General features: G+C 37.5%; 33 protein-coding genes and 2 pseudogenes. 32 read left to right on the forward strand and 3 right to left on the reverse strand.

The features are described 5' to 3' along the window. Positions 1-5 precede the first annotated feature (5 nt). From DR017_RS06975 to DR017_RS07075, 22 genes are all read left to right on the forward strand, one after another. On the forward strand, positions 6-1,199 hold the full coding sequence (locus DR017_RS06975; protein WP_002679369.1) for a hypothetical protein: 1,194 nt from the start codon (positions 6-8) through the stop codon (positions 1,197-1,199). A 19-nt stretch (positions 1,200-1,218) separates the two neighbouring features. Further along, positions 1,219-1,791 (forward strand): Crp/Fnr family transcriptional regulator, encoded by a 573-nt coding sequence (locus tag DR017_RS06980; RefSeq protein WP_002679373.1) that lies wholly within the window; start codon positions 1,219-1,221, stop codon positions 1,789-1,791. Between the two features lie 73 nt (positions 1,792-1,864). Beyond that, a complete protein-coding gene (locus DR017_RS06985) occupies positions 1,865-2,608 on the forward strand; it encodes a helix-turn-helix domain-containing protein (RefSeq protein WP_002679477.1) in 744 nt (247 codons plus the stop codon). A gap of 29 nt (positions 2,609-2,637) precedes the next feature. Then, positions 2,638-2,919 (forward strand): hypothetical protein, encoded by a 282-nt coding sequence (locus DR017_RS06990; protein ID WP_232501553.1) that lies wholly within the window; start codon positions 2,638-2,640, stop codon positions 2,917-2,919. Then, complete coding sequence (locus tag DR017_RS14320) at positions 2,909-3,064, forward strand: VOC family protein (RefSeq protein ID WP_232501554.1); 156 nt, start codon at positions 2,909-2,911, stop codon at positions 3,062-3,064. The genes DR017_RS06990 and DR017_RS14320 overlap by 11 nt, the downstream gene beginning before the upstream one ends. Beyond that, a complete protein-coding gene (locus DR017_RS06995; protein ID WP_002679424.1) occupies positions 3,064-3,417 on the forward strand; it encodes an MmcQ/YjbR family DNA-binding protein in 354 nt (117 codons plus the stop codon). The genes DR017_RS14320 and DR017_RS06995 overlap by 1 nt, the downstream gene beginning before the upstream one ends. A 167-nt stretch (positions 3,418-3,584) precedes the next feature. Then, on the forward strand, positions 3,585-4,055 hold the full coding sequence (locus DR017_RS07000) for a DinB family protein (RefSeq protein WP_002679506.1): 471 nt from the start codon (positions 3,585-3,587) through the stop codon (positions 4,053-4,055). 3 nt (positions 4,056-4,058) lie between these two features. Further along, complete coding sequence (locus tag DR017_RS07005) at positions 4,059-4,415, forward strand: TfoX/Sxy family protein (protein ID WP_002679337.1); 357 nt, start codon at positions 4,059-4,061, stop codon at positions 4,413-4,415. Between the two features lie 13 nt (positions 4,416-4,428). Further along, the gene (locus tag DR017_RS07010) at positions 4,429-5,088 is read left to right on the forward strand and encodes a DUF2461 domain-containing protein (RefSeq protein ID WP_002679485.1); all 660 of its coding nucleotides are present in this window, start codon (positions 4,429-4,431) and stop codon (positions 5,086-5,088) included. Positions 5,089-5,239: 151 nt separating this feature from the next. Continuing rightward, positions 5,240-6,022, forward strand: coding sequence for a DUF481 domain-containing protein (locus DR017_RS07015; RefSeq protein ID WP_040361205.1), 783 nt, complete (start codon positions 5,240-5,242; stop codon positions 6,020-6,022). Positions 6,023-6,047: 25 nt separating this feature from the next. Continuing rightward, positions 6,048-6,485, forward strand: coding sequence for a DUF2262 domain-containing protein (locus DR017_RS07020; protein ID WP_002679472.1), 438 nt, complete (start codon positions 6,048-6,050; stop codon positions 6,483-6,485). Between the two features lie 15 nt (positions 6,486-6,500). Beyond that, complete coding sequence (locus DR017_RS07025) at positions 6,501-6,971, forward strand: hypothetical protein (RefSeq protein WP_040361207.1); 471 nt, start codon at positions 6,501-6,503, stop codon at positions 6,969-6,971. A gap of 230 nt (positions 6,972-7,201) precedes the next feature. After that, entirely contained in the window at positions 7,202-7,690 is a 489-nt protein-coding gene (locus DR017_RS07030; RefSeq protein ID WP_002679417.1) for a hypothetical protein, read from the forward strand. Positions 7,691-7,751: 61 nt separating this feature from the next. After that, on the forward strand, positions 7,752-8,582 hold the full coding sequence (locus DR017_RS07035; RefSeq protein ID WP_002679257.1) for a leucine-rich repeat domain-containing protein: 831 nt from the start codon (positions 7,752-7,754) through the stop codon (positions 8,580-8,582). 76 nt (positions 8,583-8,658) lie between these two features. Next, positions 8,659-9,975 carry a DUF389 domain-containing protein gene (locus DR017_RS07040; RefSeq protein WP_002679510.1) on the forward strand — a complete coding sequence of 439 codons (1,317 nt, stop codon included), beginning with the start codon at positions 8,659-8,661 and terminating at the stop codon, positions 9,973-9,975. 118 nt (positions 9,976-10,093) lie between these two features. Then, complete coding sequence (locus tag DR017_RS07045; protein ID WP_002679476.1) at positions 10,094-11,656, forward strand: hypothetical protein; 1,563 nt, start codon at positions 10,094-10,096, stop codon at positions 11,654-11,656. Between the two features lie 52 nt (positions 11,657-11,708). After that, positions 11,709-12,878, forward strand: coding sequence for an alpha/beta hydrolase (locus DR017_RS07050; protein WP_040361211.1), 1,170 nt, complete (start codon positions 11,709-11,711; stop codon positions 12,876-12,878). Between the two features lie 8 nt (positions 12,879-12,886). Beyond that, complete coding sequence (locus DR017_RS07055) at positions 12,887-13,351, forward strand: DUF302 domain-containing protein (RefSeq protein WP_002679332.1); 465 nt, start codon at positions 12,887-12,889, stop codon at positions 13,349-13,351. Between the two features lie 238 nt (positions 13,352-13,589). After that, positions 13,590-15,695: a subtype B tannase gene (locus DR017_RS07060; RefSeq protein ID WP_002679530.1), complete on the forward strand. Its 2,106-nt coding sequence runs from the start codon at positions 13,590-13,592 to the stop codon at positions 15,693-15,695. A gap of 159 nt (positions 15,696-15,854) precedes the next feature. Continuing rightward, positions 15,855-16,280 carry a MarR family winged helix-turn-helix transcriptional regulator gene (locus DR017_RS07065; protein WP_002679416.1) on the forward strand — a complete coding sequence of 142 codons (426 nt, stop codon included), beginning with the start codon at positions 15,855-15,857 and terminating at the stop codon, positions 16,278-16,280. A 12-nt stretch (positions 16,281-16,292) separates the two neighbouring features. After that, a complete protein-coding gene (locus DR017_RS07070; RefSeq protein WP_002679235.1) occupies positions 16,293-16,715 on the forward strand; it encodes an organic hydroperoxide resistance protein in 423 nt (140 codons plus the stop codon). A gap of 18 nt (positions 16,716-16,733) precedes the next feature. Next, positions 16,734-17,327, forward strand: coding sequence for a nitroreductase family protein (locus DR017_RS07075; RefSeq protein ID WP_002679529.1), 594 nt, complete (start codon positions 16,734-16,736; stop codon positions 17,325-17,327). A gap of 135 nt (positions 17,328-17,462) precedes the next feature. On the opposite strand, the gene DR017_RS07080 is transcribed toward DR017_RS07075, so the two are convergent. Then, entirely contained in the window at positions 17,463-18,311 is an 849-nt protein-coding gene (locus DR017_RS07080) for a CPBP family intramembrane glutamic endopeptidase (protein ID WP_002679431.1), read from the reverse strand. Between the two features lie 83 nt (positions 18,312-18,394). Here DR017_RS07080 and DR017_RS07085 point away from each other — a divergent pair, with 83 nt between their 5' ends. The 3 genes from DR017_RS07085 to DR017_RS07095 all read left to right on the forward strand — a co-directional run bounded on the left by DR017_RS07085 (position 18,395) and on the right by DR017_RS07095 (position 21,576). Next, positions 18,395-19,039 (forward strand): response regulator transcription factor, encoded by a 645-nt coding sequence (locus DR017_RS07085; protein ID WP_002679294.1) that lies wholly within the window; start codon positions 18,395-18,397, stop codon positions 19,037-19,039. Between the two features lie 98 nt (positions 19,040-19,137). Beyond that, positions 19,138-20,685: a hypothetical protein gene (locus DR017_RS07090; protein WP_002679414.1), complete on the forward strand. Its 1,548-nt coding sequence runs from the start codon at positions 19,138-19,140 to the stop codon at positions 20,683-20,685. Between the two features lie 48 nt (positions 20,686-20,733). Next, the gene (locus DR017_RS07095) at positions 20,734-21,576 is read left to right on the forward strand and encodes an aldo/keto reductase (protein WP_002679333.1); all 843 of its coding nucleotides are present in this window, start codon (positions 20,734-20,736) and stop codon (positions 21,574-21,576) included. 83 nt (positions 21,577-21,659) lie between these two features. On the opposite strand, the gene DR017_RS07100 is transcribed toward DR017_RS07095, so the two are convergent. After that, a complete protein-coding gene (locus tag DR017_RS07100; protein WP_002679514.1) occupies positions 21,660-22,079 on the reverse strand; it encodes a hypothetical protein in 420 nt (139 codons plus the stop codon). A gap of 138 nt (positions 22,080-22,217) precedes the next feature. Here DR017_RS07100 and DR017_RS07105 point away from each other — a divergent pair, with 138 nt between their 5' ends. Beyond that, positions 22,218-23,045, forward strand: coding sequence for a glycoside hydrolase family 16 protein (locus tag DR017_RS07105; protein WP_002679254.1), 828 nt, complete (start codon positions 22,218-22,220; stop codon positions 23,043-23,045). Positions 23,046-23,145: 100 nt separating this feature from the next. On the opposite strand, the pseudogene DR017_RS14325 reads toward DR017_RS07105, so the two are convergent. Then, positions 23,146-23,277: pseudogene (locus DR017_RS14325) on the reverse strand (MerR family transcriptional regulator); the annotation flags it as partial. A 2-nt stretch (positions 23,278-23,279) separates the two neighbouring features. Between DR017_RS14325 and DR017_RS07120 the strand changes: the two are divergent. The 6 genes and pseudogenes from DR017_RS07120 to DR017_RS07140 all read left to right on the forward strand — a co-directional run. Continuing rightward, a pseudogene (locus tag DR017_RS07120) lies at positions 23,280-23,456 on the forward strand (SDR family oxidoreductase); the annotation flags it as partial. Between the two features lie 85 nt (positions 23,457-23,541). Then, the gene (locus tag DR017_RS07125; protein ID WP_002679273.1) at positions 23,542-24,009 is read left to right on the forward strand and encodes a hypothetical protein; all 468 of its coding nucleotides are present in this window, start codon (positions 23,542-23,544) and stop codon (positions 24,007-24,009) included. 19 nt (positions 24,010-24,028) lie between these two features. Continuing rightward, a complete protein-coding gene (locus tag DR017_RS14180) occupies positions 24,029-24,205 on the forward strand; it encodes a hypothetical protein (protein WP_002679446.1) in 177 nt (58 codons plus the stop codon). A 1-nt stretch (position 24,206) separates the two neighbouring features. After that, positions 24,207-24,683: a hypothetical protein gene (locus DR017_RS07130; protein ID WP_002679377.1), complete on the forward strand. Its 477-nt coding sequence runs from the start codon at positions 24,207-24,209 to the stop codon at positions 24,681-24,683. Positions 24,684-24,690: 7 nt separating this feature from the next. After that, the gene (locus DR017_RS07135) at positions 24,691-25,368 is read left to right on the forward strand and encodes a tetratricopeptide repeat protein (RefSeq protein WP_002679518.1); all 678 of its coding nucleotides are present in this window, start codon (positions 24,691-24,693) and stop codon (positions 25,366-25,368) included. Positions 25,369-25,389: 21 nt separating this feature from the next. Then, a complete protein-coding gene (locus DR017_RS07140) occupies positions 25,390-26,439 on the forward strand; it encodes a hypothetical protein (RefSeq protein WP_002679433.1) in 1,050 nt (349 codons plus the stop codon). Positions 26,440-26,599 lie beyond the last annotated feature (160 nt).

A 26,599-nucleotide genomic window follows, 5' to 3' on the forward strand; every position in this document is an offset into this window, starting at 1 on the left:
TTAAAATGATTAGAAAAATAATTTATCTTTTCTTCCTTATAGGAGTACTTGTCTCTTGTGATTTTATTAATAATCAAAGTAATAACAATCAAAACAAACAAGAGGAAGAATTAGATTGTGAAGGGATTATTTCAAAAATCGTACAATCGAGCTCTTTAGATTGGAAACATTACCCCAAAGCTTTCACAAGAATAGATCGCATTTCGGGAGATAGTATATTTATCAAAGTGTTTTTTGATATGGATATTACTGATGAGAATGAACCTAATACCAAACAAGTGGTTGAAAACACCATTGCTTGGTTATTGCTTTGTGTGAAGGAAAAAAAACTGTACAATATAACTTACGATATAGAAAATCCTATTATTCTAAGTTTCGACAAAAATTTACTTACTGCGGATAAGATTGAAAAAATATGTAAAGAGAGTAATGAAAACAAAATTATATCGGAATCTGAAAGTAGTAACCATACCAAGATAAAGAAGAATTTAGTGGATAAAAGATATGAGGGGAAATGGGAATGTTTTAAATACATTAAAGATGCTGGAAATGACAATGAAAAATTTAGTGAGAACTATGCTAAGCAATTTTCTCATTTTGCCCAATTTTCACTCAAAAAAGACTCTTTAATACTTTCTAACCAATGTGCTAAACACTTTTTTCAGTATAAATACCCCACAAAATTAAAAAAGGATAATGAGGAGGATAGTTACATAATATTTTTAAAACCTAAACAAGATAGTATTAGTATTATCAAAGGGATTGATGATGATTTGCAGTGTGATAATATTTTTAATACATTGTGTCTCAATGACAGTACTATTATTTTCCGTGACCGAGGCTATTTCTTCTATTTTAAAAAGAAATACAAAGATGATTCTGCAAGTAAAAACTTTCATATAGAAGGAATTCCTGGTGATGATAGAAATTATTGGAAAGTAGAAAAAGAATATAATTTTAGCAACCTCCAAGAGGCATACAATTGCTTTTTAACTGATTTTCCTTATGCTTCAGAAAACTTATTGAATAAAATACCTCTAAAAAGTTTCTATGATAATAAACACTATATAAGTTACACAATACAGAAAAACAGTGTTATTATAGAAAAAGAAGTGCCCTCAGGAATTGTTTCAATCAGCTTAAAAAAGAAGAATAACGTATGTGTTTTGTCTTATGAAATAAAGTATCCGGAGGAGTAATAAAATATGAAGAACAACAATGATACATAACTTATTTCAAAACATCTACAAACACCCTCTGATAGGGGCGCAAGAACTGCAACAGATACAAAAAGCCCATCAGCCTATTGCTTTTCGCAAAGGCGATTTTATTTTGCGAAAAGACGAAATAGCTCGTGGTTATCTCATTTTACAGATAGGAGTTGCTCGCGCCTTTGTGTATGACTATGAAGGGAATGATATCACTACCGACTTCTTTTGTGAAGGTGAAATTATCGTGCAAGAACTTTCTCTTTTTAAGCATTTACCTTCTGCCGAAAATATCCAAGCCCTTACCGATTGTGAGGGCTGGCATATCGATTATGAGGATTTTCAAGAACTCTATCACAGTTTGAAAGGATATTCCGAATGGGGGCGACTCTTTATGACAGAGAAATTGTTTGAGGCAAAGAAACGTTCTCTTGAAATGATTACACTCCCTGCCAAAGAGCGCTATATGCAGTTTATTAAGGAAAAACCCAGTGCTATAAAGCACGCTCCCTTAAAACATATAGCCACTTATTTAGGCATCACAGATACTTCGCTAAGCAGAATACGAAAGGAGGTTTGTTGAGAAAATCTTGTCGTTTTAAAAATTACCAGTAGAGGCTTTCCGCTAATTTTGTACCCTGATTGAATTATAAAAAATGAAATACAGAGAAATAAAACCCATTGGGTTCTTGACGAACTTTATTCAAAGTTTTTGGGAATATGAAACCTTTAGTACAGAATTTGAACATACGATTATTCCAGATGGATACTTCGACCTTATTGTAGAATTTGAAAACAATTCATTTAAACAAATAAAACTAACTGGGGTTTGGATAATGCCTATTAATGTAGTGATACCGAAATCAACTAAACTTTTTGGCATTCGGTTCAAACTTTTGGCAGCTGAATATATATTTCAGCGAGAAATAAAATCTATTCTGAACACAAACATAATTTTACACGATACATTCTGGAACATATCAAGTTATCAAACCAATGACTTTGAAATATTTGTTTCAGAAATCTCGAATTATTTGGAAAATTCAATCAAACATTTTAAGGAAATAGACAACAGAAAACTCAAACTTTTTGAATTAGTTTACCAAAGGCAAAATTTATCTGTTGAAGAACTTTCAAAAAGTGTGTTTTGGAGCAGCCGACAGATAAATCGGTATTTTAATCAGATGTTTGGGTTTTCATTGAAGCTATTTTTAAACATTGTTCGCTGTAATGCTTCATATAAAGACATCTCGAAAGGAATTCTTTATCCAAGTGAAAACTATTTTGACCAAGCTCATTTCATTAAAGAAATAAAAAAATATACGGAAAAAACACCGAGAGAGTTGTCAAAAAACGAGAATGTCCGATTTTTACAATTAGCAACCAAGCGCAACGAGTAATTTTGCATTTTAAATTTAAAAGATTTATTATGAAGATTACAAAACTTACCCCAAATTTTGAAGTAACGGATGTGAAAAAATCGGTTGCTTATTATGAAAAAAACTTCGGGTTCAAATTGATTATGACTGTTCCTGCAACTCAAGACGGAATTGAACAAAGTTTTACCGAAGGTAAAGAATATGTTTATGCTATGATGCAAAAAGATAATGTTGAAATTTTCTTTCAACGTACCGATACATTTAAGGAAGATGTTGTTTTTGCAACAGGTTTGCCAATCGGAGCTTCCGTTTCTTTTTTATATGGATATTGAGGGAATAGACGAATTTCATCAACAAATGAAAGCGAAAAAGTTAGAAATAACCGAATTAAAAACAACTTGGTACGGAATGAAGGAGTTTTACCTAAAAGACATTAATGGATACATTCTCGGATTTGCCGAAAAAGCTGAACAATAATGAATATTGAAGAATTGAGAAATTTTTGTTTATCATTAAAAGGCGCAGAAGAATCTATGCCTTTTGACGATAAAACGCTTGTGTTTTCCGTAAAAGGGAAAATGTTTTGTGCCACCGACATAAATACTTATGAGTTTGTTAATTTAAAATGTGATCCTGATAAAGCTATTCAGTTACGAGAACAATATAACGAAGTAATTGAAGGATATTATATGAATAAGAAACATTGGAACAGTGTAAAAACCAAAGGGAAAATTACTGACAAACAGTTTCAAGAATGGATAAAAGATTCGTATGATTTAGTTGTATTAGCTCTTCCAAAGAAAATACAAAAAGAACTCAACGATGAATAAAAACGCCATATAACAGGCGTTTGGTTATTTTTGGACAACCCAACAGCCGAAGATGATTTCTGGGGATAAACATTCATCATTGAAAACTTAAAAATCTTGTCTTATGGCAAGATTTTTTTTGTTTGAAGGCAGTACTTTTGCCCCCGATTTCTAAAAAACATTTAAAAATGACAAAAACAAAACACTTTGATTTTCTTTTATCCATTCGCAAAAACCTATTGACTTACTTAGATAATCTTACTCCTGAACAATTAGGTTATATCCCAACAGGTTTTTCTAATAATATCTTTTGGAATATAGCACATTGTATTGCTGTACAGCAATTCTTATGTTATCAGCTCAGTGGAAATAAACTGCTAATCAGCACTGATTTTTTAGAGAAATACAATCGTGGTACCTTTCCTCAAAAGATTACACCTTCAAAGGAAGAAATCTACCAAGTAAAGGAATTGTTACTCAGTACGGCAAATCAATTACAAGAAGATTATCAAGGAAGGCTATTCAATGAGTTCCCAACGGTTAAGGTAGGTTTATTTTCTATTGATACTATAGAAGAAGCTATGTATGTAAACAATATGCACGAATCGAGACATTTGGGAACTGTAGTAGCTTTAAACTATTTTAGCTCAAAAATTTAATATATGGCTTATAGTATAACACTTGCAAATAGAGTCCGCGAATATTTAGCTAAAATTCCTCATATCACGGTGGAAGAAAAGGCGATGTTTGGCGGTTTGGCTTTCTTAGTGAATGACAAGATGTGCATCAACATAGGAGAGGATTGCCTAATGTGTAGGTTTGACCCTAAGCAGACAGAAGAAATTGCCGAAAGACAAGGCTTCTCGCCAGTAGTAATGAGAGGCAAAGAGCTCTCTGGCTATTGCTATGTAGACCCTACGGGGTACAACCAAAAAGAAGACTTTGATTTTTGGTTACAACTCTGTTTAGAGTTCAACAGCAAAGCAAAGAGTTCAAAGAAAAAGAATAAAAACAAGTAATTTTCAATAATATATGTTTGATTTCCTTACAGAACTTACAGAAAACAACAATAAAGAATGGTTTGACGCTCATAAAGCTCAATACGAATCGGCTAAATTGGAAGCCACTACACTTTTTAAGCATATTTATTCTATACTTACTGAGAATGACACTTTGTCTTCACTAAAAATATATCGCATTCATCGTGATTTGCGTTTTTCTAATGACAAAACACCTTATAAAACACACTTTGGATGTTATATACAGCGCAAAGAACCCCACTATCTCGGCGGATATTATGTATGTGTTAGTCCCCAAGAGACTTTTATAGGAGGTGGTTTTTTTGAACCCAATAAAGATGAATTATTACGTATCCGTCAGGAGATATCATTTAACGCTGAGAAATTTAGGGCAGTAATGAAGAATGAGGGCATACAAAAAGAATTTGGCGGACAATTATGGGGAGAAGAACTCAAAACAGCCCCTAAAAGTTTTCAGAAAGACGATCCAATGATAGACTATCTGCGTAAAAAGCAATTCCTTCTCAAGCACGATTACTCTTTAGAAGAAGCTACATCAAATAACTTTGCTGAGAAAGCGATTCAAGGATTATTAGCTATGCGTCCTTTTTTTGACTTTATGACCGAAGCTCTCACTACAAATCTCAATGGAGAACAGCAGTTTTACAGATAAGTTTGGCATTGGTTGGATGTTTTTATGCTAACCTCTTAAAAACTAAAAAAATCCTCGTGCGGTGATACCTCACGGGGATTTTTTATTAGCTAACTTGCTAATTTACTAATTATTCTTACTTTTGCCCCTTGAAAAAGAAAACCTTAAGACAATGAGAAAATTACTTTATGTGTTATTAACACTATTATCTTCGGCTTCTGCCTACTCACAGATGCTTTTTTCGGAAAATCTCACGATGAAGATTGATAGTACTAAAACCTTACAAGGAATGATTTTACCTGTCTTAAATTTTAAAACTGAAAAGGAAAACGTCCTTACTTTTATAAACACGGCTAATCTAAACCTACTGATAAATCATAATAAGGTTATCAATATCATCAATAAATTTGAGTTTGCTACCTATGGCAATAAAGTGCTTGTAAGTGGGGGATATGTGCATGCTGAATACCGCTATTTGTTACGTCCTACTTTTGAGGTATATCCTTATATAGAAGCACAATGGGCAGAGAGTAGAGGAATGAAACATAAAGTTTCTACAGGGTTACAATCGCGTTATCGCTTGCTCAATACCGATACTTCTCTGATGTTTGCTGCTATGTGTCTATTCTTTGAGTATGAAAAGTGGCAATATCCTGCTCCTGATAATATTGTAGCTACTTATGCTTATAGCCGTAGTATCAAAACCCATTTATCACTTAGCTACAGACTTCAATTAGCTGAAAAATGGGAACTTATTACCACTGTGATTTATCAAACCAAACCTGATAGCACTTTCAAAAAACCACGCTATGGTGGGGCTATTGATCTAAAATACGACATTACTCCTACGGTAGGCATACGCGGTATTTACCGACTTATTTATGACACCGCTCCTATTGTACCGGTGAGAAAAGACTACAACATAGTAGAAGTAGGGCTTAATATTTCATTTTAATTTCGCAATTATTTTAAACAAACTTATGAAACAGTACAAAATTAAAGATTTTACACAGCACACTGATGACCCTACTTCTTATGATGGTACGGTGGTTATCAATGGAAAAGAATTAAGTGTGGATATCATCCTTGAAGATGAAGGCGAAACTGAAAAGATAGAACAGCAGATGAATACCTTTCTCAGTGAGATAAACACTCTATTGCTCAAAGCCAAAGAATGTATTGCTGAGAAATATTTAGACCTCTACAATAACAATTGGCGTTTTGGCGATGAGGATGATCCTGATAAACCTGAGCTTACTAAAAAGGAATTTATAGAAGCCCTCAGTTTGCAGAGTCTGTTGTTTTACAGCGAAGACGTAGAAGTCTTCTTTGATGACAACGATATGTTCTTGGGGCACTCACTTATCGCCTCAGAGTTTGACGGTGAGAATTTCAATGATGCGCAAATGTTTGGTTAGAATAATTGATTGAAAATGACCTTAGAAACGATCATTACCCATTACAGAAATTGCTTGACCTCATCACCCGATGCCATACTTATAGGCGAAATCCCCGAAGGTGCTAAAAATATTTCCCCAGAGGTGTTACAACTCATAGCCCCTGCACATTGTGCTTTTTTAAAACTTTGCAATGGTGGTTCTTTTGGCGATATCATTCTGTGGAGTACAGAGGAACTATTAGATAACCAATATCGCGTCCCCGCCAATCAATCTTCGTGGTGCGAGATTGGGCAGCTGTTATATGAGCCTCTTTTCCTTGATAAAGATACCCAACACGTAATTTTCCCTGCCGATAGCTATGAAGGTATTGAGGAGATTGATGTTGATTTTGATACTTTTGTAAAGGAATACATCTTTGGCAGTAAGTACAAGGAAAAAATTATAGGTTATGACAATGCCGATGATGATTGGTCAGTATTTTTAAACAATTCTTCTATATGTTAAACCGCTATGTAGTGGAGTTACAGGGCATAAAAACATCAAAAAATGGATAAGGAAAAAGCAATTATGGAGGTTTTATATTCTAAATATGGATCTATTTTAGAAAGTATGGTTATAAACCTAATAAAGCGAAAAACAAATACAGCATCAAAACAAAAAACAATCTATCAGAGGTTAGTTTTCTTTTTTCTAAACGCAGTAATATCCTGCATCTTGTATATTCGTATACAGATTTGAAAGCAGGAAAATTACATATAGATATAGAAAATCAAATCCGTATGGAAGAAGGAGAAAATGCGCTTAAATTTCTGCGACCCACCTTTATCATCACCGATTGGAAAGATATCTTTACCTTGTATGGTTATGACTATCGCGAAATGACAGGTTGGTTTTCTTCAATTGAAACTATTGAACATTTGGAGGAAAAAACAAAAAATACATTTCCACAAGCCTTAGAAATAATCATTGATTTAGATGAGAAATTTAAAACATTGGATGGGATATTAGATGTTTTATGGAAAAAGAACAATATAAATGAATATATGGATGTTTATGATGCCATCAATATATTGGTAATAAACAAATTAAAAAGTGAAGAAAATCTATTAGAATCCTATCAAAATATCATTTCTTGCTCTCAATATAAAAGCCTTCCAGAGAACACCCTACAAGAAATTACAAAATATTTCAACACAATGAAAAAATCTAATTCCTTATACTAAAAAGAAACATTTCACAGCTCCCCTACCCTTACAGCAATGAATTAAAAAATAAGTTTTTCGTATGCAAATAAAGAATTTTCCTGTAAACTCTAAAAACTCTTATGTCGTTTTTGAAAATAATGACAAAATAGAAGAATTAGAACCTTTTATGAAGGAAAACAAGCTATCACGCATTATTTTCTCAGGATTTTTAGGGTATAACAAATCTGTTCTTCCCTTCAATGAGAACATAGATTTGATTGAAGAAATTTCCCTTCAATGTTCAAAAATAACTGATTTGACCCCTCTTTATCATTTAAGTAACATTAAAAAAATCAGTATAGAAGAAAATGCGGTTCTTGCCCATCCGTTTGATATTAGAAAAATAGTTAGCCTCACTGATTTCTTTACCGATGACACGCTTAAAATAGACGGTTTTTTTGACCACCCTACACTGAAACAGTTACACATAGAGCCTAAAAAAGCAAAAAAATTAGACATACATAACAAAAATAATATTTTAGAAAGTCTTAGCATTGCCAATAGTCATATACTAGATTTATCCGATTGTAAGAAATTTACCAACCTAAAAGGTTTATATATAGCTTATTTGCCTAAAATTGAAGATATTAATTTCATTTTAGGTATGCCTACACTCACAGATGTTGAAATATGTTCCTGCAAAAAAATTAACAACTTGATTGCTACACTTGCTCAAAAAAATAACTTAGAAAAACTAACTCTTTGGAATCAAGGCAATTTAGACAGTATCATTCCATTATCAAAATTAGAACATCTAACCACCCTTAACATTTGGGAGCAAACCAAAATTATTGATGGAAAGATTTCATTTTTGGAAGAAATGCCAAATCTAAAAAAAATAGATATAAGAAAATATACACACTACCATTAAAGCTAATTTGCTAATTAGCAAATTATTACTATCTTTGCCCCTAATATTTAAACTAACATCATAAATACTTAACATTATGAGTTTTTTGAAAAACCTACTTAATCTGCACCAAGGCGAAGAAAAAAAAGAAAAAGTAATAGAAGATATTCTTAGCAATATCTCTCTTCGCGGTGCCAATCTATGGATTTTGGCTTGTGCTATTGTTATTGCATCTATCGGACTAAACGTCAATTCTACGGCAGTCATTATCGGGGCGATGCTTATCTCTCCGCTTATGGGGCCTATTGTGGGGGCAGGCTTTGCATTAGCTACCTACGATTTTGACTTATTGAAAAAAACAGGACGCAGTTTGCTTATCGCTACGGTAGTGAGCCTTATAGTATCGTTTATCTACTTCTATATCAGTCCGTTTAAGGATGTGCAATCGGAGCTTTTAGCCCGTACCTCGCCTACTATTTACGATGTGTTCATCGCTTTTGTGGGTGGGTTGGTAGGTGCTATCTCCCTCACCCGTCAAGACAAAGGAAATCCTATCCCAGGGGTGGCAATTGCTACTGCTTTGATGCCTCCACTTTGTACAGCAGGCTTTGGTTTGGCAACAGGCAATATTAGTTTTTTTTTAGGGGCTTTCTACCTCTATAGCATCAACTGTTTCTTCATTGGGATTGCTACTTTCCTCATCATCAAATACCTGAAATACACTCCTAAAAACACGGGTAATGAAGCGCTTAACAAGCGTTTGCGCGTTGTTATCACCACATTGGTCATCCTCATTGTTACCCCCAGTTTGTATTTGGCATATAGTCTTTTGAAAGAGAAGGAATTCCACGAGAATGTAGCTCATTATATCACTGCCGAGTTCGAAAACAACGGTTATACCATTATTTACAAGAAAATACACTACAATACGAACCCTAAAAGCATTGAATTGGCTTTTTTAGACAAGAAATTTACCGATGAGGAAGTAAAAACACTACAAAGTAACCTCAAAAACTTCAAATTACATAATACCAAACTCATCATCAGACAAAAAGAATCGGAAATTGATAAAGAAATACTATCGGAAATCAACAAAAACAAGTCGTCGCTCTCTAGTAAAGATGTGATGATAAAGAACCTAACTGACGAGCTGGAAAAATACAAGCCTACTGATGCTACTTTTGCTAAAGAAATGCAGGTATTATTCCCAAGCATAGACGATTTTTATTTTGGTAAGCTGAACCTCTTGTCTAATAAAGATTCTCTACAAACGGCTACTGTACTGCTCTACACCCTGAAAAAAGATACTATAAAGGGCAAAGAAGTGACTAAAGAAATAGATGCCGCGCGATTGCAACAATGGCTCGCTGAGAAGTTTGGCGATAAGAAAGTAATTTGCCGAGTAGCAGATTAAGTCGTAGCACGACAAGCTGTAATAAAACTCCCCGTGTAGTAAATAACTCCACGGGGAGTTTTTAATTTGCTAATTCACTAATTATTACTATCTTTGCCAACAAAAACCTTAGGACGATATGTTAAAAAATATCACTCTTATCATTGCTCTCTTGCTCACTTCTTTAGCGCAAGCACAAAAAGAAACTTCAACCCGTCATATCGATATCCTCGCTTATAACTCTGATGGGGGACTTTATTTTTATACTCAAAAACAGAAAGACAAGTTTTCAGAGTTAGAATTTGATGCTCAAGAAGATGAAAATCTAGATACCGATACCGAAGTCTACGATCTCAAATTGGTTGATTATAATGAGGAGATTTTAGAGACCCTGAGCGAGATAAAAGAGGACGACAACAAAATTATCTACCTCAAAGATATACAACGCACTACCCCTAGCGATTTTGTAGGCAAAACCTTTAACACACTTCCTCCTATCTATGACGAGGATACTCAAACAATTGTCAAGATACTTACCCCTCACTTGGTTTTGTTATGTGATATAGACACAGAAGAAGAAAAACCTTATCAAAGAACAGACTATTATGCACTACACACTATCCATCTAAAAAAGGGGCGAAACATTTACCTCTTGAGTGATGGAGGAAATATCGAGGGTTTTATGGTACCCTTAAAAGATAAAACCTTGTTTTTAACTGACAGAGAGACAACGGTGCTTGCGCCAACTCAATTCCCTTCGTCCTATAAAGATGACTTTATAGATTATGAGCCAGAAGAGCATCTCATACTTCGCCCCAAAGGCAAGCGTTATGAGCTTATGAATACCTATAAAGAAAAAGTGCTTTCAGGCAGATACGATACAATCTATTATGACAAATTTGGCGTTATAGCCAGAAGAGGAAGCAAATTCACTCTCTATGATAGTTACTTACAAAAAAAATCGTTCAAAGGGATGCGCAGTGCTTATTTCTACCGCGATGGCATTGAAATGCTTAACAAGCAAGGAGCAGCATATTACACAATAGAAGGCGAACGTATCGAGAAATTTCCAAAAATCAGTTACTCACTCTGCGGAACAGTATATGAAACGCGTTATTCATTGAAAAAAGACCCTGAAAAATCAGAAAACCCACATTATATGCTTTATGGTTTTGGAGGCTTTGCTTCAAAGTTCGAAGCCGAAAAACGAAACTATCTTTCTGATAGAAGTGCCGATGAAACACTTTCTTTCATTAATGGTAGTAGGTATTTTGAATGGGATGAGAATGACTTTTTTGTCGATAACATTTATCATCACCCAGAGCTTATACGTGTGCAACGCGGGAACAAATACGGACTGTTCAAATACAATTATCAAAAGATTTCAGAAAAAGAATTATATATTGAGGGAATAGAGGAGGATAAAGAAAATGAAGAAGAAAATAGTTTTAAACGCAATGTACGCAAATATGCTTCAGCACATCTCATAGGAGACGAACAGCTCCCTATCATCTACGATAATATTCAGCAACATAAGGATGGACTTATCTATTTCTACAAAGATAATAAGATAGGAATCTACCCCCAGCATAAAAAGGTTATATACGAAAAAATAGAACCCCAAACCCACTCTTTCTATCAGATTGTAAAGAAAGGTAAAAAAGGTTATCTAGACATCAGAACAATGAAAGAGTATTTTTAATCCTTCATTACTTTTATACTTTAAGATTACAATTTCCTCACTGTATTAGCAAATGAAAATGAAAAAGATGTATATCCTTATCACCATACTATTGCTCTTGCTCGTGGCAGGGGCTTACTATATATTTCGCCCGACCCTTTTTGCAAAACCTACAGGCAAGTATGCTGTTGGCACAGTAACCTATTGTGTAACCGACCCTAATAGGGAAGAAATTTTCATCACTGATAAACACCAAGCCAGACAAATCCCCATACAAGTGTGGTACCCTGCCGAAAATACCTCTCACCCTGATTACGCCCCTTATATCCCTGAAGCTACAAAGGTGAGCGAGGCTATTTCACAGCTTTTGCACATCCCAAAGGCATTGCTTTATCCATTGCAATTCAAGCGTTCGAATGCCTTAGTAAAAGCTCCTGTAAACAAGGAAAAAGCGCAATATCCTGTACTTTTGTACCTCACAGGACTTTATGGTCACCGATGTATAAATACTTTTCAGATACAAGAGTTGGTCTCTCAAGGCTATATAGTAGTGGGTATTGATTGTCCGATAGCGGTAGCCTTGGTGACTTTCCCCGATGGCAGTACGCTCAAAAGCCTGCCGCGAACACTCATCGACCCTATGCTCAATGAGAGCTTAACAGAAGAAAATCCTCTTCTGAGTTATAATGGAAAAACTTTTGAAGGGGGATTGATAGCCTACTTCGCCAAAGATGTATCGCAAGTAATAGATTTCCTCACCACACTGAATACCAACGACCCTAACAATCTTCTTTACAATAAACTCAACTTGGATAAATTAGGAGCTTTTGGGGTCTCCCTCGGAGGAATTATCGTATCAGAAGCCTCGTGGAAAGACCCCCGTATCAAGGCTAATTTGATTATGGAATCACAGATTCCGCTAAAAATAGCACAAACGGGCTTGCGTGTTCCTACAATGGTGATCACACGTCCGGCAGAAGCTATGCGCACAGAAAGAGAACGCTCAGGGGGGTGGACAGAAAGCGATATTCAAGAGCACCTCAGCACAATGGAAAACCTATGCAAAAACACAGCCGAAAGTGAATTTGTACAAATCCCTGATATCTTCCACGTAGATTTTACCGATGCGCCTTTGTGGGTGCCTTTTCCTCATCTTTTGGGATTTAGTGGCAAAAACCCTATTGAGCAGACCCACCACAAACTAAATGAACTTACCCTTACTTTCTTTGCAAAACATTTATAATAAACTATATGAAACACTTAATTATCTTCTTATTATTCCCATTCTTAGCTGCGGCACAACCTATTATTAGCTGTACAGATATGATAAAACCTTATGCTGATTTTGAGAGTCCATTGGCTTTTGAAGAGACTGTAGCAGCACTTCAGAAAACACTGAACAGCAAAGGGATTACCATTTTTGCTACTATCGAACACCACAAGGCAGCCGAGGCAGTAGGCGAAAATATGCAGCCCGCGACTGTACTTATAGTGGGCAACCCCAAAGTAGGTACTGCTCTAATGCAAGAAAACCCTCGCTTGGCTATTGAACTTCCTTTGAAAATTCTCATCTACAAGGAGGAAAAAATTGTACGCATACGCTACGAGAAAATCTCTGCTATCGCCGAAAAATACCATATAAAGCAAAACTTCGCTACGGCAGAAAAGATAGACACCGCAATGCAACATTTGATTAAATTAGCAATTGAAAAATAAGCAAATTAGGTCGTAGCACGAGTCATAGCACAACACACAATAAAACAACTCCCCGTAGCGCAAACAGCCTATGCAGCTGGCACCACTGGGAGTTTTAGTATTATTGATTTTATTTAGGCATGTCACGCGAAACCCTTAGCCGTTTGTATTTTGCCTTATCCCAAAAAAAATGATATACCTCTCAGCAATATACATATTTTAGATGTATCTTTGCCCCGAATTTTAAAAAGAAAAAACAATGAAAAAATTAGTAGTATTGCTCACCCTTATCTACAGTGTAGCTGGGGTAGCACAGAACAAAAAAGTACTTTTTGTAGTAACAAACCATACCCAACTGGGAAATACAGGTGAAACTACAGGCTATTTTCTATCGGAAGTGACTCACCCCTTAGAAGTGCTTACTGAGGCTGGCTATAAGGTCGATTTTGTAAGTCCGAAAGGTGGTAGCACTACTGCCTATGGTGTGAAGTTAGACGACCCTATCAATAAAAAATATTGGGAAAGTACCGACTATCAAAAACAATTAGCTCATACCCTTGCCCCTTCGCAGGTAAAAGCTAAGGACTATGCCGCTATCTTTTATGCAGGAGGACACGGCACAATGTGGGATTTTGCCAGCAGTGAAGCCCTTGCCAAAATAGCCCAACAGATTTACGAAAAAGGAGGTGTAGTAGCTGCAGTGTGCCACGGGCCATCGGGTTTAGTGAATATTAAGCTCTCTAACGGCAAATATTTAGTAAGTGGCAAAACTTTGAGTCCTTTCACCAATGAAGAAGAAGAGGCTGTAAAACTCAGCCAAGTAGTGCCTTATTCGTTAGAAAACAAGCTCAAAGAGCGCGGGGCTATCATTGATAAAGCGGGCTTGTGGCAAGACAAAGTGAGCGTAGATAATCGCGTAATTACAGGGCAAAACCCGCAATCAGCTAAGAGTGTAGGCGAAGCAATCTTAAAAGAACTGCAAAAATCACCTCTCCGCTTTGATGCTACTAAATACACTACCCAGCAAGTAACACAAGGTAACCAGACTCTTGCAGTACGTGCCTATGAAGGAATTGTATATGTAGCCAATCCAGTAGAAGAACAATACCAACAACTCAATATCTACATTCCTGAAGCCTACTTCAATGGCGAAACAATCAACGGCTTTAACGCTCAAACTGCCCCTATCTTCTTTCCTAATGGTGTAGGAGGCTATATGCCTGCCAAGCCTCTTTCGCTTACCGGAGGTAAGTTTAAAGACACAAATAATTCGCTTATTATGGCTCTTAGCAAAGGTTTTGTGGTTGCCTCACCTGGTGCGCGCGGGCGTACCTCGGCTACCGGCAAAGCCCCCGCTGTGATTGTAGACCTAAAAGCTGCCGTGCGTTACCTCAAATACAACGATAAAGAAATACCAGGCGATGCCAATAAAATCATTTCTAATGGTACGAGTGCAGGAGGCGCCTCATCTGCCCTTTTAGGAGCTTCGGGCGACCAAGCCGATTACGAGCCTTACTTAAAGGAATTAGGTGCTGCCCCTGCTACCGATGCTATTTTTGCCGTATCAGCCTACTGCCCTATTACCAACTTAGAGAACGCCGATAAAGCCTATGAATGGCAGTTTGGTAACCTTAGTCAGTATAAAACGATGGAGGTTTCTATGCTTGATTACAACGTACAACGCACTTATAAGACAGGGACTTTTACCGCTGAGCAAGCTAAAGTTTCTGCTGACCTTAGAAAAGACTTCCCCGCTTACCTCAATAGTCTAAAGCTAAAAGACAGTAAAGGCAAACAGCTTACTCTAAACTCCAAAGGCGAAGGTAGCTTTAAAGAACTACTAAAACAAACGATTATAGCTGCTGCTGAAAAAGCACAAAAAGAAGGTACTGATCTTAGTCAATATTCTTTCCTTACCCTTAAAAACGGTAAAGTTACGGCTATCAATTGGGAAGGCTACATCACTTATATGGAGCGACACAAAAGTCCTCCAGCCTTCGATGCCCTCGACCTAAGCACAGGAGAGAACCAACTCTTTGGCGATAGCACCACCGATAAAAAGCATTTCACCCCTTATGCTTTTAAGAACAGTATTGTAGAGAGCCAAATGGCAGATGCCAATATCGTAAAACTGATGAACCCAATGAGTTTTATAGGTAAAAAGAATGCTCATTTGCCAAAATATTGGCGCATACGCCACGGGGCTAAGGACAGTGATACCTCAGCAGCTATATCCTTAATTCTTGCTACTACACTCCAAAATCACCGCTACGCTGTAGATTATGCCCTCCCTTGGGATAAACCTCATAGTGGTGATTACGACCTCGAAGAACTCTTCGATTGGGCTGAGAAAATTAGTAAATAAACGCATAAAATCCCTCGTGTAGTACCTGCTACACGGGGGATTCTTAGTTATTGAACTACCTAATAATTCATTATAAAATTACATTGTGCAAAATTTATTTGTAAAAAATTTTGTTGTTTAAAATATTTATTATACTTTTGCCCCCGAAATCAAGAAGTGATGATAGAAGAAAACTTACAATTAAGTGCTCAGGTATGCTTTCCGCTCTATGCGGCTTCGCGTAAGATTACACAGCAATATGCTAAATATCTTACCCCCTTAGACCTTACCTATCCGCAGTATTTGGTACTTTTAGTGCTCAGAGAAGAAGGCTCTCTCACGGTGAATGCCATAGGAGAAAGGCTCTACTTAGACAGTGGTACCCTTACCCCTTTGCTTAAGCGAATGGAAGCCAAAGAATTGCTCACTCGTATCCGCTGCAAGAAGGACGAACGCATTATGTGGATAGCACTGACCGAAAAGGGGCAACAGCTACAAGAAACCATCAAAGACATTCCTTCGCGATTGAAAGAGTCAATAGCACTTACCGCTGAAGAATTAGAGACTCTTAGGACATTAGTAAACAAATTATTAAATCATAAATAAAAAAGAAGACAGATGACAGCAATGTACACAGCAGTGGCTACCGCTACCGGAGCCCCTAATAGAAAAGTAACTTCCGACAATGGCGTATTAAGCCTCGAACTTCGCTCTCCTAAAGCCTTAGGAGGAGCTAATGATGATTATACCAATCCAGAGCAACTCTTTGCAGCAGGGTATGCAGCTTGTTTTGATACCGCACTGAACTTGGTTATTAAGCAAGCTAAAGTAACCACAGGGGTAACTACTGTAACAGCACACGTATCTATAGGAAAGCTTGATACTGGTGGTTTTATCTTTGCTGTAACCTTACAAGTGAATGTACCTGGGGTATCACTTGAGCAAGCCAAAGAACTTGCGGACAAAGCACACCAAGTATGTCCGTATTCTAACTCTACTCGTGGGAATATAGAAGTAACTACAGAGGTAACAAACAACTAATTATAAGAAATAGAAAATATGAATTTTTTAGAAATCGCACAAAAGAGATATGCTGCCAAAGCATATCGCAATGAGAAGATAAGTGAAGCTAAAATCAAAGAATTGGCAGAAATTCTCCGCTTATCTCCTTCTTCAGTAAATAGTCAGCCTTGGAAATTTGCTATCATAGGTGATGAAGCCCTCAAAGCCGACTTGGCAGCGCATTCATTCTTCAACGAACAGAAGATAAAAGAGGCTAGTCACCTCATCGTGTTTTTCGCTTATGATGATACAGCCGCTTTTGAAAACCATTTCAAAGCCAATCAGCCACAACCTGTAGTAGATTATTACGAAAGTGTAAAAGCTGGTGATGATGAAAAAGCGAAGGCGTGGTTTCAAAAACAAGTGTATTTGGCAACAGGTTTCTTTGTAGCCGCTTGTGGAGCAGAGGGTATCGATGCCACCCCTATGGAAGGAATTGATACGGCTTATTACACTGAAAAATTGCAAGTAAAAGGCTGTAAAGCGGTACTTGCTGTAGCAGTAGGCTATCACAGTGAAGCCGATGGCAACCACCCAAGTAAGACTCCTAAGAAGAGACTTCCACTGGAAGAAGTAGTGGAAATTCGTTAATTAGGTTGTAATAGATAGACAATAAACAACTCCCCGTAATGCAAACTGCCTATGTAGCTTGCATCACGGGGAGTTTTCGTAACTCGTCTCTCGTCATTCGTCTCTCGTCATTCGTCTCTCGTAACTCGTCTCTCGTCATTCGTCTCTCGTCATTCGTAACTTCCTCAGCCATAAACCTACACCGAGATACAACAGACAAGGGATAATCCCCGAAACTGGCGAAATGAGTATCTCTCTACCCGCTTCTATAAAAATATGCTTGTCGTATATCAGGCTGTTGATAGTCGTATCCTCAATAGCGTGCATCCACACCCCAGCCCATATCGACTTTGTAAGGCGGAAAAGTTCGGTATACATCACTGTCCACGAGGTGCAGCACACTAATGCCATTACGCAAAAAGTAACCTTATCATAAGGGAATACCGCAAATAGCTGTTCAGGTTTTAGGAAGTAGAAAAAGTAAGGCAAATGCCACGAACACCACACTACCCCCACAATGAGATAGAGCCACACGTCTTTAATTTTCAAACTGAGCAAACGAGCCGTAAGATACCCCCGCCACGACGATTCTTCAAAGAAATTCTTTACAAATTCGGCTACTACAAAAATACCAAAGCCCGCAAAATAGTCCGTCCACCGGATTTGCACGTCCAGCCAGCCTAACAACTCGCCTATAAGCAGGGTAATGGCAATCACCGCAGGGTAAATAAGGGTTGCCACTCCATACCAACGCAGGTTTTTCTTGATAAGCGGACGCAACCCTGCATCGCTCCAACCATCGCCCATAAAGGCGCGCAACAAGAGCCAAGTAAGCAGGGGAGCCACTATAAAAATACCCATTCCGCTAGTACCATTATTAGTATCGCTGAAATCGCCTGTCGTTTCACCCGTAAGCGAATCTACCCATACGCCCACCCAGCCACAACTGAGGGCTACGAAAATAAAAATACATAAATTCCTAATGGTTCGTGCTTGATGCTTCATCTTTTAAAAATATTTGATTATCTTTGGCGCAAAATTACGGCGGTGCGCATCACTACACAATACTGAATAATAACCATTTTGAAATGACAACCGATAAAAGCATAGAGGAAATAGCACAGGAATACATTCCACACTTAAAAATCTTAGAACAAGCAGGGAGTTTTGCCGTTTTTCTATCGGATAAATTCGGGCATTACTATTATGTAACCGAATATATTGAAGCATCTCAAGAGCTCAATATTGAGAAATTGGTACATCCTGATGATTTAGAGGTGGTAAGAAGAATTGATAAAAAAGTATGGGAGTTTTTAGACACACTCCCCAAGGAAGAAAAGCTCACTTACAAATACATCTATGAAATGAGAGTCTTGGATAGAGGGAAATATGTACGAATGATTTACCAAATGCGTATATTGGCATTCAAAGACGATAATTTTTTGGCTATGGGTATGATAGACCTCGCTCCCGAGCAATCGGCAAACACTTCAGTGCGTTTTCAGATAAAAAACTGTCTTACCGATGAAGTAGTACCTTTTGTTATCGAAAGTGCTACCGATGTCCTGCTCACTCCGCGCGAAAGAGAGATACTCGCCCTTGCCAAAGAAGGAATGTTCAGCAAAGAAATCTCCGAAAAACTGAACATCAGCATACATACCGTAAACCGCCACCGCCAAAATATCCTCGAAAAACTACAAGTAGATAATATAATTGAAGCCATAAGGTCGTAACACAACACGCTGTAAATAAAAACTCTATGTTTGTACAAACAAATAATTGATTTATTAACTAATTATTCGTATCTTTGCGGGGTGTAAAATGGAATATTATGTTGAAACAATTGACCTTTATCGCAACTTTGTTGTTTGCCTTATGGGGGCAAGCACAGACAGAAACCAGCTTCCGCCATATAGATGTCCTTGCCTATAATACTGAGGGAGATCTCTATTTTTATTGGCAAAAAGGGAAAGATAAGTTCTTAGAGCTGGATCTTGACTACGAGGAAGATGAAAAAGCAGATTATAAGCAAGAACTCTACGATCTTAAGTTGACTTATAATGATAAGGAGGATTGGGAGACTCTGAAGGATATAAAAAGAGGAGAGAAGAAAATTATCTATCTCAAAGATATTCAACGTACTACTCTAAAGGATTTTGTAGGAAAAACCTTTAAGACACTTCCGCCTATCTATGACAAGAATACCCAAACAATTCTCAAGATACTTAACCCACAATTGGCATTACTATGTGATATAGATATAGAAGAAAAAGACCCTTATCAAGATAGGGATTATTATTCACTGCGTGCTATCAACTTGGGAAAGGGTAGGAATATATACCTCTTGAGTGATAATAGTTATATAGAAGGATTTATAGTACCTTTGAAGGATAAAACCCTATTCTTGAACGACAGAGAGACGACAAAACTTATGGTAACTCAATATCCTTCATCTTATAAAGATGATTTCATAAATTATAAGCCAAAAGAATATATGTTACTTCGTCCTAAAGGCAAGCGCTATGAACTTATTAATATCTATAAGCAAAAAGTACTTTCGGGTAGATATGATACGATCTATTATAACGAATTTGGCATAATAGGCAAAAGAGGGCGTAAGTATGTACTCTACGACAGTTATTTACAAAAAAAGAAATTCAAAGGGATGCAAAGTGTCTATTTCTACCGAGATGGGATAGAGATGCTTAATAGAGAGGGAGCAGGCTATTACCAGATAAGTGGAGAGCGAATAGAGGCGTTTCCTAAAATCGTTTATTCCCTCTGTGGTACAGTGCATGAGAAGAGCTATTCATTGGAAAAAGACCCTAATAAGAGAGAATACCCATACTATATACTTTATAGTTCTGGAGGTTTTGCTTCTGAGTATGAAGCTAAGAAGGAGCATTATCTCTCGGATAGAGGTGCTGAGGAAACTCTTTCGTTTGTCAATGGTAAACATCGTATTGTATGGGACGAGAATGACTCTTTTACGGGCACTATCTATCCCCACCCTGAGCTTATACGAGTACAACAAGGCAATAAGTATGGACTTTTTGGCTACACCTACCAAGAGAAGTTGGAAGGGGGCGACTATATAGAGATAGAGCTGGAAGGAAGTCCTTTTTATAAGCGTATGCTGCGTGTATATCCTGATGTATATCTATTAGGAGATGAGCTACTCCCCATTATTTATGACAATATAGAACAACAAAAGGATGGACTTATCTACATCTACAAAGATCATAAAATAGGTATATACCCCCAGCAGAAAAAAGTGGTATATGAAAAAATAACACCTCAAACTTCTTCATTCTATAAGATTATCAAAAACGGTAAAGAGGGGTACTTGGACATAAGAACTATGAGGGAGTATTACTAAAAATCTATTTGGAAATAAAATCAAAAAAACTAAAAATAAGAATTACAAATGAAAAACATTGAGTTAAACAACGGGGTACAAATGCCCCTATTGGGCTATGGTGTATACCAAGTAAACCCCGAAGAATGTGAACGTTGCGTAAGCGATGCTATCGCGGTAGGCTACCAAATGATTGACACTGCCCAAATCTATCACAATGAAGAGGGTGTAGGCAATGCTATTAAGAAAAGTGGTATCGACCGCAAAGAGTTCTTTATCGTTACCAAAGTGTGGGTAAGCAATGCAGGCTACGAAAAAGCTAAAGCCTCTATCGAAACCTCTTTGCGCAAACTACAAACGGATTATATTGATTTGCTACTCGTTCACCAACCTTTTGGCGATTATTACGGCTCTTATCGCGCTATGGAAGAAGCCTACAAAGAAGGCAAAGTGCGCGCTATTGGGGTGAGCAACTTCTATGCCGATAGATACCTCGATTTGACATACCACTGCGAGATAAAACCTGCTGTAAACCAAATGGAAACGCACGTATTCTATCAACAGCAAGACCTCCAAGATCTAATGAAAAAATACGACACCAAACTAATGTCGTGGGGACCTTTTGCCGAAGGTAAAAATGATTTCTTTGCCAATCCTACTCTTAATGCTATTGGAGAAAAGTATCACAAAACTGCTGCCCAAGTAGCTTTGCGTTATCTCTTGCAACGCGATATTATCTGCATTCCTAAGTCGGTGCGCAAAGAGCGTATGGAACAGAACTTTAATGTATTTGACTTCCAACTCTCAGCAGAGGATATGAGCCAAATAGCCACTCTCGACACCCAACAAACGCTTTTCGCTTCTCACCGAGACCCTGCTTTTGTAGAGATGATACTACAATATGGTAATTAGATCGTAGCACGACAAGCAATAAATAAAAATCCTTGTGTGGTAATACCATACAAGGATTTTTTAATAAAACATCTAACTTGCATCTATTTGCTAAATTCTACTTCAGCATTTAGTTCAGTTATCTTTTCTTGCAATTTAGTGATGTCTTTTTGCAATTTCTCAATACGGCGATTACTTTTGGCTAAATTCTTGTTAGCCTTTTGAGCTTTGCGCAATGCCTTTTGAGCTTTGTCCGCTCTTTTAGCACTTGCCGAAGCCGAACTCGCATCACTAAAAGCATCCGTGCGATCAGTAGCTTCTTCATTAGCCTGTGCAGCCTCAGTTTGCAACGACTGATTATTGGTTTGCTCTTGTGTGAGTTTCATTTCCAATTCGTTGAGCTCGGTATTGAGTTTCAAGGCTTGTTGTTGTTTTTCCAAGCGTATCATCTCTGGTGATTTAGCTGTACCACAGCTCGCTAACATAAAGGAAGCTAACACTCCCATTAAAAGTACTTTTCTCATAATTACATTATTAATATTTTAATGCCACAAAAGTAATACTTAATTGCCTAATATGCAAATTCGCTAATTTACTAATTTGCTAATTATCGAATTATCACTACCTTTGCATTTAGAATAACTTAGAAACAATACAATATTATGAGAAAAACTTTTATTATTTTATGCATTTGGAGCATCATTGTAGGCTGTTCTCAAGAACAAAATGAAGATGACTCTTCTGACATAGAAAAAGAGGGATGGAATTTAGTTTGGCACGACGAGTTCAACCGCGATGATATTTTCGCTACCGGTATATGGTCTAAAATATGGGGATGCCCTACTTCCACTGCCGATTGGTGCAAAACAATGAATCACGACCCCAGTCTGTTTGAGATAAAGGATGGCAATCTTATTCTCTTGGGCAAGCCCAGAACTGACCCTACCAAGCACAAAACGCCTTACATTACGGGAGGAATAACTAGCCAAGGAAAGAAATATTTTCAAAACGGGCGTTTAGAAATCCGTTGCAAGCTCGAAGCTCATCAAGGCGCTTGGCCCTCTCTCTGGATGGTACCCGATGCACCTTGGCCTACGGGTGGTGAGATAGACATCGTAGAGCGACTCAACTACGAGCCTTTTGTACACCATACAGTACATTCCACTTACACCCAAGAGGGCAAAAAAGACAAATCTAAGCGTACTCCCCCAAGCACCGCTACTGCCCCTATCAACCCCGATGATTACAACATTTATGCCGTAGAACTCGACACCGATGAGGTGCGTTTTTATGTAAATGGCAAACAAACTTTCAGTTATGCCCGCGTGCCTGAAAAAGAGAGTGAAGGGCAATTTCCTTTTACTCGCCCCTATATGTTGCGTATCGATATGCAATTAGGCGGTAGTTGGGTAGGTGAAGTAAAACCTTTTACCAAGCCAATAAGAATGTATGTAGACTGGGTACGGTTTTATCAGAGAGTTAACAAATAAAATTTGGAGGGCAAATACCGCGCCCTCCCTCCTATTGTAGAAGGCGATATAGTTCAATCAGTTAAATTTCCTGAACTCTATGTATCAACTGAGGATATTTTTAGACAGTAACTAATTGACTCATTTTGGTGAGCGTTTCCTCTATCATCGCCATACGCTTCTTTACTTTCTCTACCGAAGCATCTAATGTATACCCCTCATCAAGGAGTTCTTTGATGAGGAGTATTTTTTTATGCTCTTACTCCCGAAAAACAAGCGGCTTTTGAGGCTATGGTAAAGGAAATCTACCCGTTGCAACACATTGGCACACCTGAAGATATAGCCAAAGCTTGTGTATTCTTAGCCAGCGACAATGCTTCGTGGATTACAGGCACTGTGCTCGCCGTTGATGGCGGACTCACTACAAATTAAAATTTGCGAATCCCTTAATTTGCTAATTTGCTAATTATTACTATCTTTGCCCTAATATTAGTAAATCAACAAATTAAAATAACGTATGAAAAAGATGAGTTTTATAGCTCTTTTGGTGCTATCACTCGCTGCCAATGTAGTATTGGTACGCAAATTATTTGTAGGAAATACCCAAGTAATTGAAGGCGACTCACGTATAAGTATTGTGGTAAGTCAGCCTAACCGTGATTTTGTGATGAGCGAAATGCGCAATTTCGTAGAAACCTTACATCAAATCAATATGGGAATTGAGCAAAACGATTCCTCACTGATAGTGGAAGCAGCACGTAGTTCAGGAGGTTCGGTAGCACATCACGCTCCTGCAGGACTCATAGCTTCTATCCCTATGGGATTCAAAACTATAGGCTTCGACACGCACGCTAAATTCGATAGCATTGCCAATAGCGCCGAAAAGAACTTCGACCCTAAAGTTACACAACAACAAGTAACTGCCCTACTCGGCAACTGTGTAGCCTGCCACCGCAGCTATCGTATGGATGTGAAAAAGGATTAGCAAAAACACATAATACACTATGAATTTGAACATATTCATTACCCTACACCTTTTAGAGAAACGCCAAAAGACCTTTGGGAGTATGCTAAGGACAATCCTCTTGTTTCCATTAGCAATTGTAGGGGATACGTGTTTGGTGATAGCTTATTTAATAGCTTTGATAGTGAGTAATATACTTAAAAAATACAATAATTAAAATGAAAAAACTTTTTTTACTGCTATGTGTATGGGCAACAATCCCTGCTGTAGCGCAAACCTCGAAAGACAAAACCCTGATTATAGATGCGAGTTACCTCAAACAAGGTAGTAGCTACGGACAGTTAGGAGTGCATTTCAACTATTATGACAGCAATAAGTTGGCACTATTTGCGGGATTGGCGGGCAACTTCCGTTCGGAAAACGGATTAGTTGCTATCCCCGAAGCGCAACTCTCGGCGTGGATAAGAGCAGATAATGAGCGTGGAGGCTTTGTTGATATTCCAGTCTTGCTCTTGCGCCCTCAACTGAATTTATCTCCTTATTACTTTGCCCCCGAAGCAGGTATACAAATTTTTATTTTCTATGTAAAAGCAGGCTACGCATTTCCTTGGGGTAAAATGAGTGACAACTATCCTTTTGACACGGGTAAATTCCGCCTTTCAGTAGGAGCTATTATACCGCTAAATATTAAATAAAAATAATATGAACCCAATAATCAAACAATGGGACACTGCTAAATCTCTAAAAAGAGCCAACCAATATGAAGAGGCTTTGGCTATCTATGAAACGCTCTGCCCAAAGGTAGAGACAGAACTCTCGGATACTTTTGATAGGGCTATGTTTTTTGGGGATTACTTTGGCTTATTGGCAGATGTTGCCCAGTATGACAAAGCGGAAGCTATGGCTGCTAAAGCCCTAAAATACATAACTGAAAATGAGTATACTACTCTAAACTATATCTTCTATAACTATGGGAATATGTATCTTCATCAAGCTAAATGGGAAGAAGCTATTCCTTGGCTCGAAAAAGCGCTCAACAGAAATAGCGATGGGTGGATTAATGAAAAACGAAAAGCCTACTATGGTACTGCTTTAGGGGGCGCTCTATTCCATTTGGGGCGTACAGACGAAGCCGAAGAAGAGTTGCTTAAGGCGGTAGAGGCAGGCAAATATACTGTAGCTAATAAGGATTGGGAACCTTTTTTCTACCTCAAAGAAATATACAAGCAAAAAGGTGACGAGAAACTAATGGCAAAATATGAAAAAATGTACCTTACCCGACTTAAAAAGGTAAAGGAAGAAGATCTTATCTATCCTCTATCAGAACATCGGGCAAACAAACAAGCCCTTGAAGACTGGAAAAAACTTAATAACCCTTAATCATTTTACAAATAAAACTCTATGAACGAACAAGCAAGAAAACTTTACGACCAAGCCCAAGCGGATTACCCAAAGTTAAAAGCCCAAATAGAGGCGCAGGTAGTGCGTTGGTTTTGGGCAGCAGGAGGCGTAGGATACTTTTCTTTAGAGCCTTTTTATTTTGAACAAAACCGTTTCTCGAAGTCTAAAATTCTTAAAGATGCTCCAGAAGATTCCGACAATAAGTATCAATATGGCGTGAATGCCAACGATGAGATTATCGTCGAACGCAGTTATACTGAGTTTAAAGGACAGTGTTATGAAACTTTCTATTTCCGTAAAGAAAACCAAATTATCAGTTATCGTTTTGAGTACTCTGAGGAAAAGGAGTGTGACAATGTAAAGGTTTTTATTTATAAAGATGGATTACTTCAATATATCTATAGTGCTTTTGAAGAACATTATTTGGAAGAGACAATGTATTATGAGGGGAATAAACTCATACGACGCAAAACTAAAGGATTAGATTATTATTCAAACCCCATTGATAATACCCTTCTCTATACCTATGATATGTTAGGGAAACTCAATAGTATTACCAACGAAACCGGCTATGTATATTATCAGAAGAAGGATAAGAAAATCAGCTATAAAGCCCTCTCTGAAAAAGCTGCAGAACGCTACTATGCCCTATTACTACCTACCATTAAGGCATATCCTGTAAAAGAGCCTTTGTATTGTATCAACCTATCGTTTGACTACCAAAACATACTGCCTACAAGAATAGGCTTTGGTACTGAAAGCGAAAGACAAGAATACCAAAAGTATGGCAAAGAGGCAAAACACTACCTTTGGAACACTGCCGAATATGCTCATACTATAGATATAGAACCCAACGAAGAAGACGCTGCCCTCTTTGACCTTTTCAATCAAGAAACCGAGATGCAAGAAAAGAGCAGTGCAGCCACGAAGCTATTAGTCGCTTGTGCCAAACGCCTCAAAGAAGAATGGGCATCATTGAGCATTCCCTCCACCGATGACTTTGTAGTAGTGGTAAGTGATGAAGAAGAATCTTTTTTGAAGAAAGTGTAATTTTGAAAATTAAAAAAATCTAAAAGAATCATATTTTTGAACAATGGGCACTTTTAGCCGAAACCCAAAGTTATATCGCCCTGCTTAAGGATTTGTATAAAAAAGTCAATAAGATAAAGTAATACAGAAACTCTATGAACGAATAAGCAAGAAAACTCTA

This window comes from Capnocytophaga sputigena (assembly GCF_900446695.1).
Lineage (GTDB): Bacteria > Bacteroidota > Bacteroidia > Flavobacteriales > Flavobacteriaceae > Capnocytophaga > Capnocytophaga sputigena.

Coding starts and splice junctions, on each gene's coding strand:
- DR017_RS06975 (WP_002679369.1), top strand. CDS start 6: ATGATTAGAAAAATAATTTATCTTTTCTTCCTTATAGGAGTACTTGTC.
- DR017_RS06980 (WP_002679373.1), top strand. CDS start 1,219: ATGATACATAACTTATTTCAAAACATCTACAAACACCCTCTGATAGGG.
- DR017_RS06985 (WP_002679477.1), top strand. CDS start 1,865: ATGAAATACAGAGAAATAAAACCCATTGGGTTCTTGACGAACTTTATT.
- DR017_RS06990 (WP_232501553.1), top strand. CDS start 2,638: ATGAAGATTACAAAACTTACCCCAAATTTTGAAGTAACGGATGTGAAA.
- DR017_RS14320 (WP_232501554.1), top strand. CDS start 2,909: ATGGATATTGAGGGAATAGACGAATTTCATCAACAAATGAAAGCGAAA.
- DR017_RS06995 (WP_002679424.1), top strand. CDS start 3,064: ATGAATATTGAAGAATTGAGAAATTTTTGTTTATCATTAAAAGGCGCA.
- DR017_RS07000 (WP_002679506.1), top strand. CDS start 3,585: ATGACAAAAACAAAACACTTTGATTTTCTTTTATCCATTCGCAAAAAC.
- DR017_RS07005 (WP_002679337.1), top strand. CDS start 4,059: ATGGCTTATAGTATAACACTTGCAAATAGAGTCCGCGAATATTTAGCT.
- DR017_RS07010 (WP_002679485.1), top strand. CDS start 4,429: ATGTTTGATTTCCTTACAGAACTTACAGAAAACAACAATAAAGAATGG.
- DR017_RS07015 (WP_040361205.1), top strand. CDS start 5,240: ATGAGAAAATTACTTTATGTGTTATTAACACTATTATCTTCGGCTTCT.
- DR017_RS07020 (WP_002679472.1), top strand. CDS start 6,048: ATGAAACAGTACAAAATTAAAGATTTTACACAGCACACTGATGACCCT.
- DR017_RS07025 (WP_040361207.1), top strand. CDS start 6,501: ATGACCTTAGAAACGATCATTACCCATTACAGAAATTGCTTGACCTCA.
- DR017_RS07035 (WP_002679257.1), top strand. CDS start 7,752: ATGCAAATAAAGAATTTTCCTGTAAACTCTAAAAACTCTTATGTCGTT.
- DR017_RS07040 (WP_002679510.1), top strand. CDS start 8,659: ATGAGTTTTTTGAAAAACCTACTTAATCTGCACCAAGGCGAAGAAAAA.
- DR017_RS07045 (WP_002679476.1), top strand. CDS start 10,094: ATGTTAAAAAATATCACTCTTATCATTGCTCTCTTGCTCACTTCTTTA.
- DR017_RS07050 (WP_040361211.1), top strand. CDS start 11,709: ATGAAAATGAAAAAGATGTATATCCTTATCACCATACTATTGCTCTTG.
- DR017_RS07055 (WP_002679332.1), top strand. CDS start 12,887: ATGAAACACTTAATTATCTTCTTATTATTCCCATTCTTAGCTGCGGCA.
- DR017_RS07060 (WP_002679530.1), top strand. CDS start 13,590: ATGAAAAAATTAGTAGTATTGCTCACCCTTATCTACAGTGTAGCTGGG.
- DR017_RS07065 (WP_002679416.1), top strand. CDS start 15,855: ATGATAGAAGAAAACTTACAATTAAGTGCTCAGGTATGCTTTCCGCTC.
- DR017_RS07070 (WP_002679235.1), top strand. CDS start 16,293: ATGACAGCAATGTACACAGCAGTGGCTACCGCTACCGGAGCCCCTAAT.
- DR017_RS07075 (WP_002679529.1), top strand. CDS start 16,734: ATGAATTTTTTAGAAATCGCACAAAAGAGATATGCTGCCAAAGCATAT.
- DR017_RS07080 (WP_002679431.1), bottom strand. CDS start 18,311: ATGAAGCATCAAGCACGAACCATTAGGAATTTATGTATTTTTATTTTC.
- DR017_RS07085 (WP_002679294.1), top strand. CDS start 18,395: ATGACAACCGATAAAAGCATAGAGGAAATAGCACAGGAATACATTCCA.
- DR017_RS07090 (WP_002679414.1), top strand. CDS start 19,138: ATGTTGAAACAATTGACCTTTATCGCAACTTTGTTGTTTGCCTTATGG.
- DR017_RS07095 (WP_002679333.1), top strand. CDS start 20,734: ATGAAAAACATTGAGTTAAACAACGGGGTACAAATGCCCCTATTGGGC.
- DR017_RS07100 (WP_002679514.1), bottom strand. CDS start 22,079: ATGAGAAAAGTACTTTTAATGGGAGTGTTAGCTTCCTTTATGTTAGCG.
- DR017_RS07105 (WP_002679254.1), top strand. CDS start 22,218: ATGAGAAAAACTTTTATTATTTTATGCATTTGGAGCATCATTGTAGGC.
- DR017_RS07125 (WP_002679273.1), top strand. CDS start 23,542: ATGAAAAAGATGAGTTTTATAGCTCTTTTGGTGCTATCACTCGCTGCC.
- DR017_RS14180 (WP_002679446.1), top strand. CDS start 24,029: ATGAATTTGAACATATTCATTACCCTACACCTTTTAGAGAAACGCCAA.
- DR017_RS07130 (WP_002679377.1), top strand. CDS start 24,207: ATGAAAAAACTTTTTTTACTGCTATGTGTATGGGCAACAATCCCTGCT.
- DR017_RS07135 (WP_002679518.1), top strand. CDS start 24,691: ATGAACCCAATAATCAAACAATGGGACACTGCTAAATCTCTAAAAAGA.
- DR017_RS07140 (WP_002679433.1), top strand. CDS start 25,390: ATGAACGAACAAGCAAGAAAACTTTACGACCAAGCCCAAGCGGATTAC.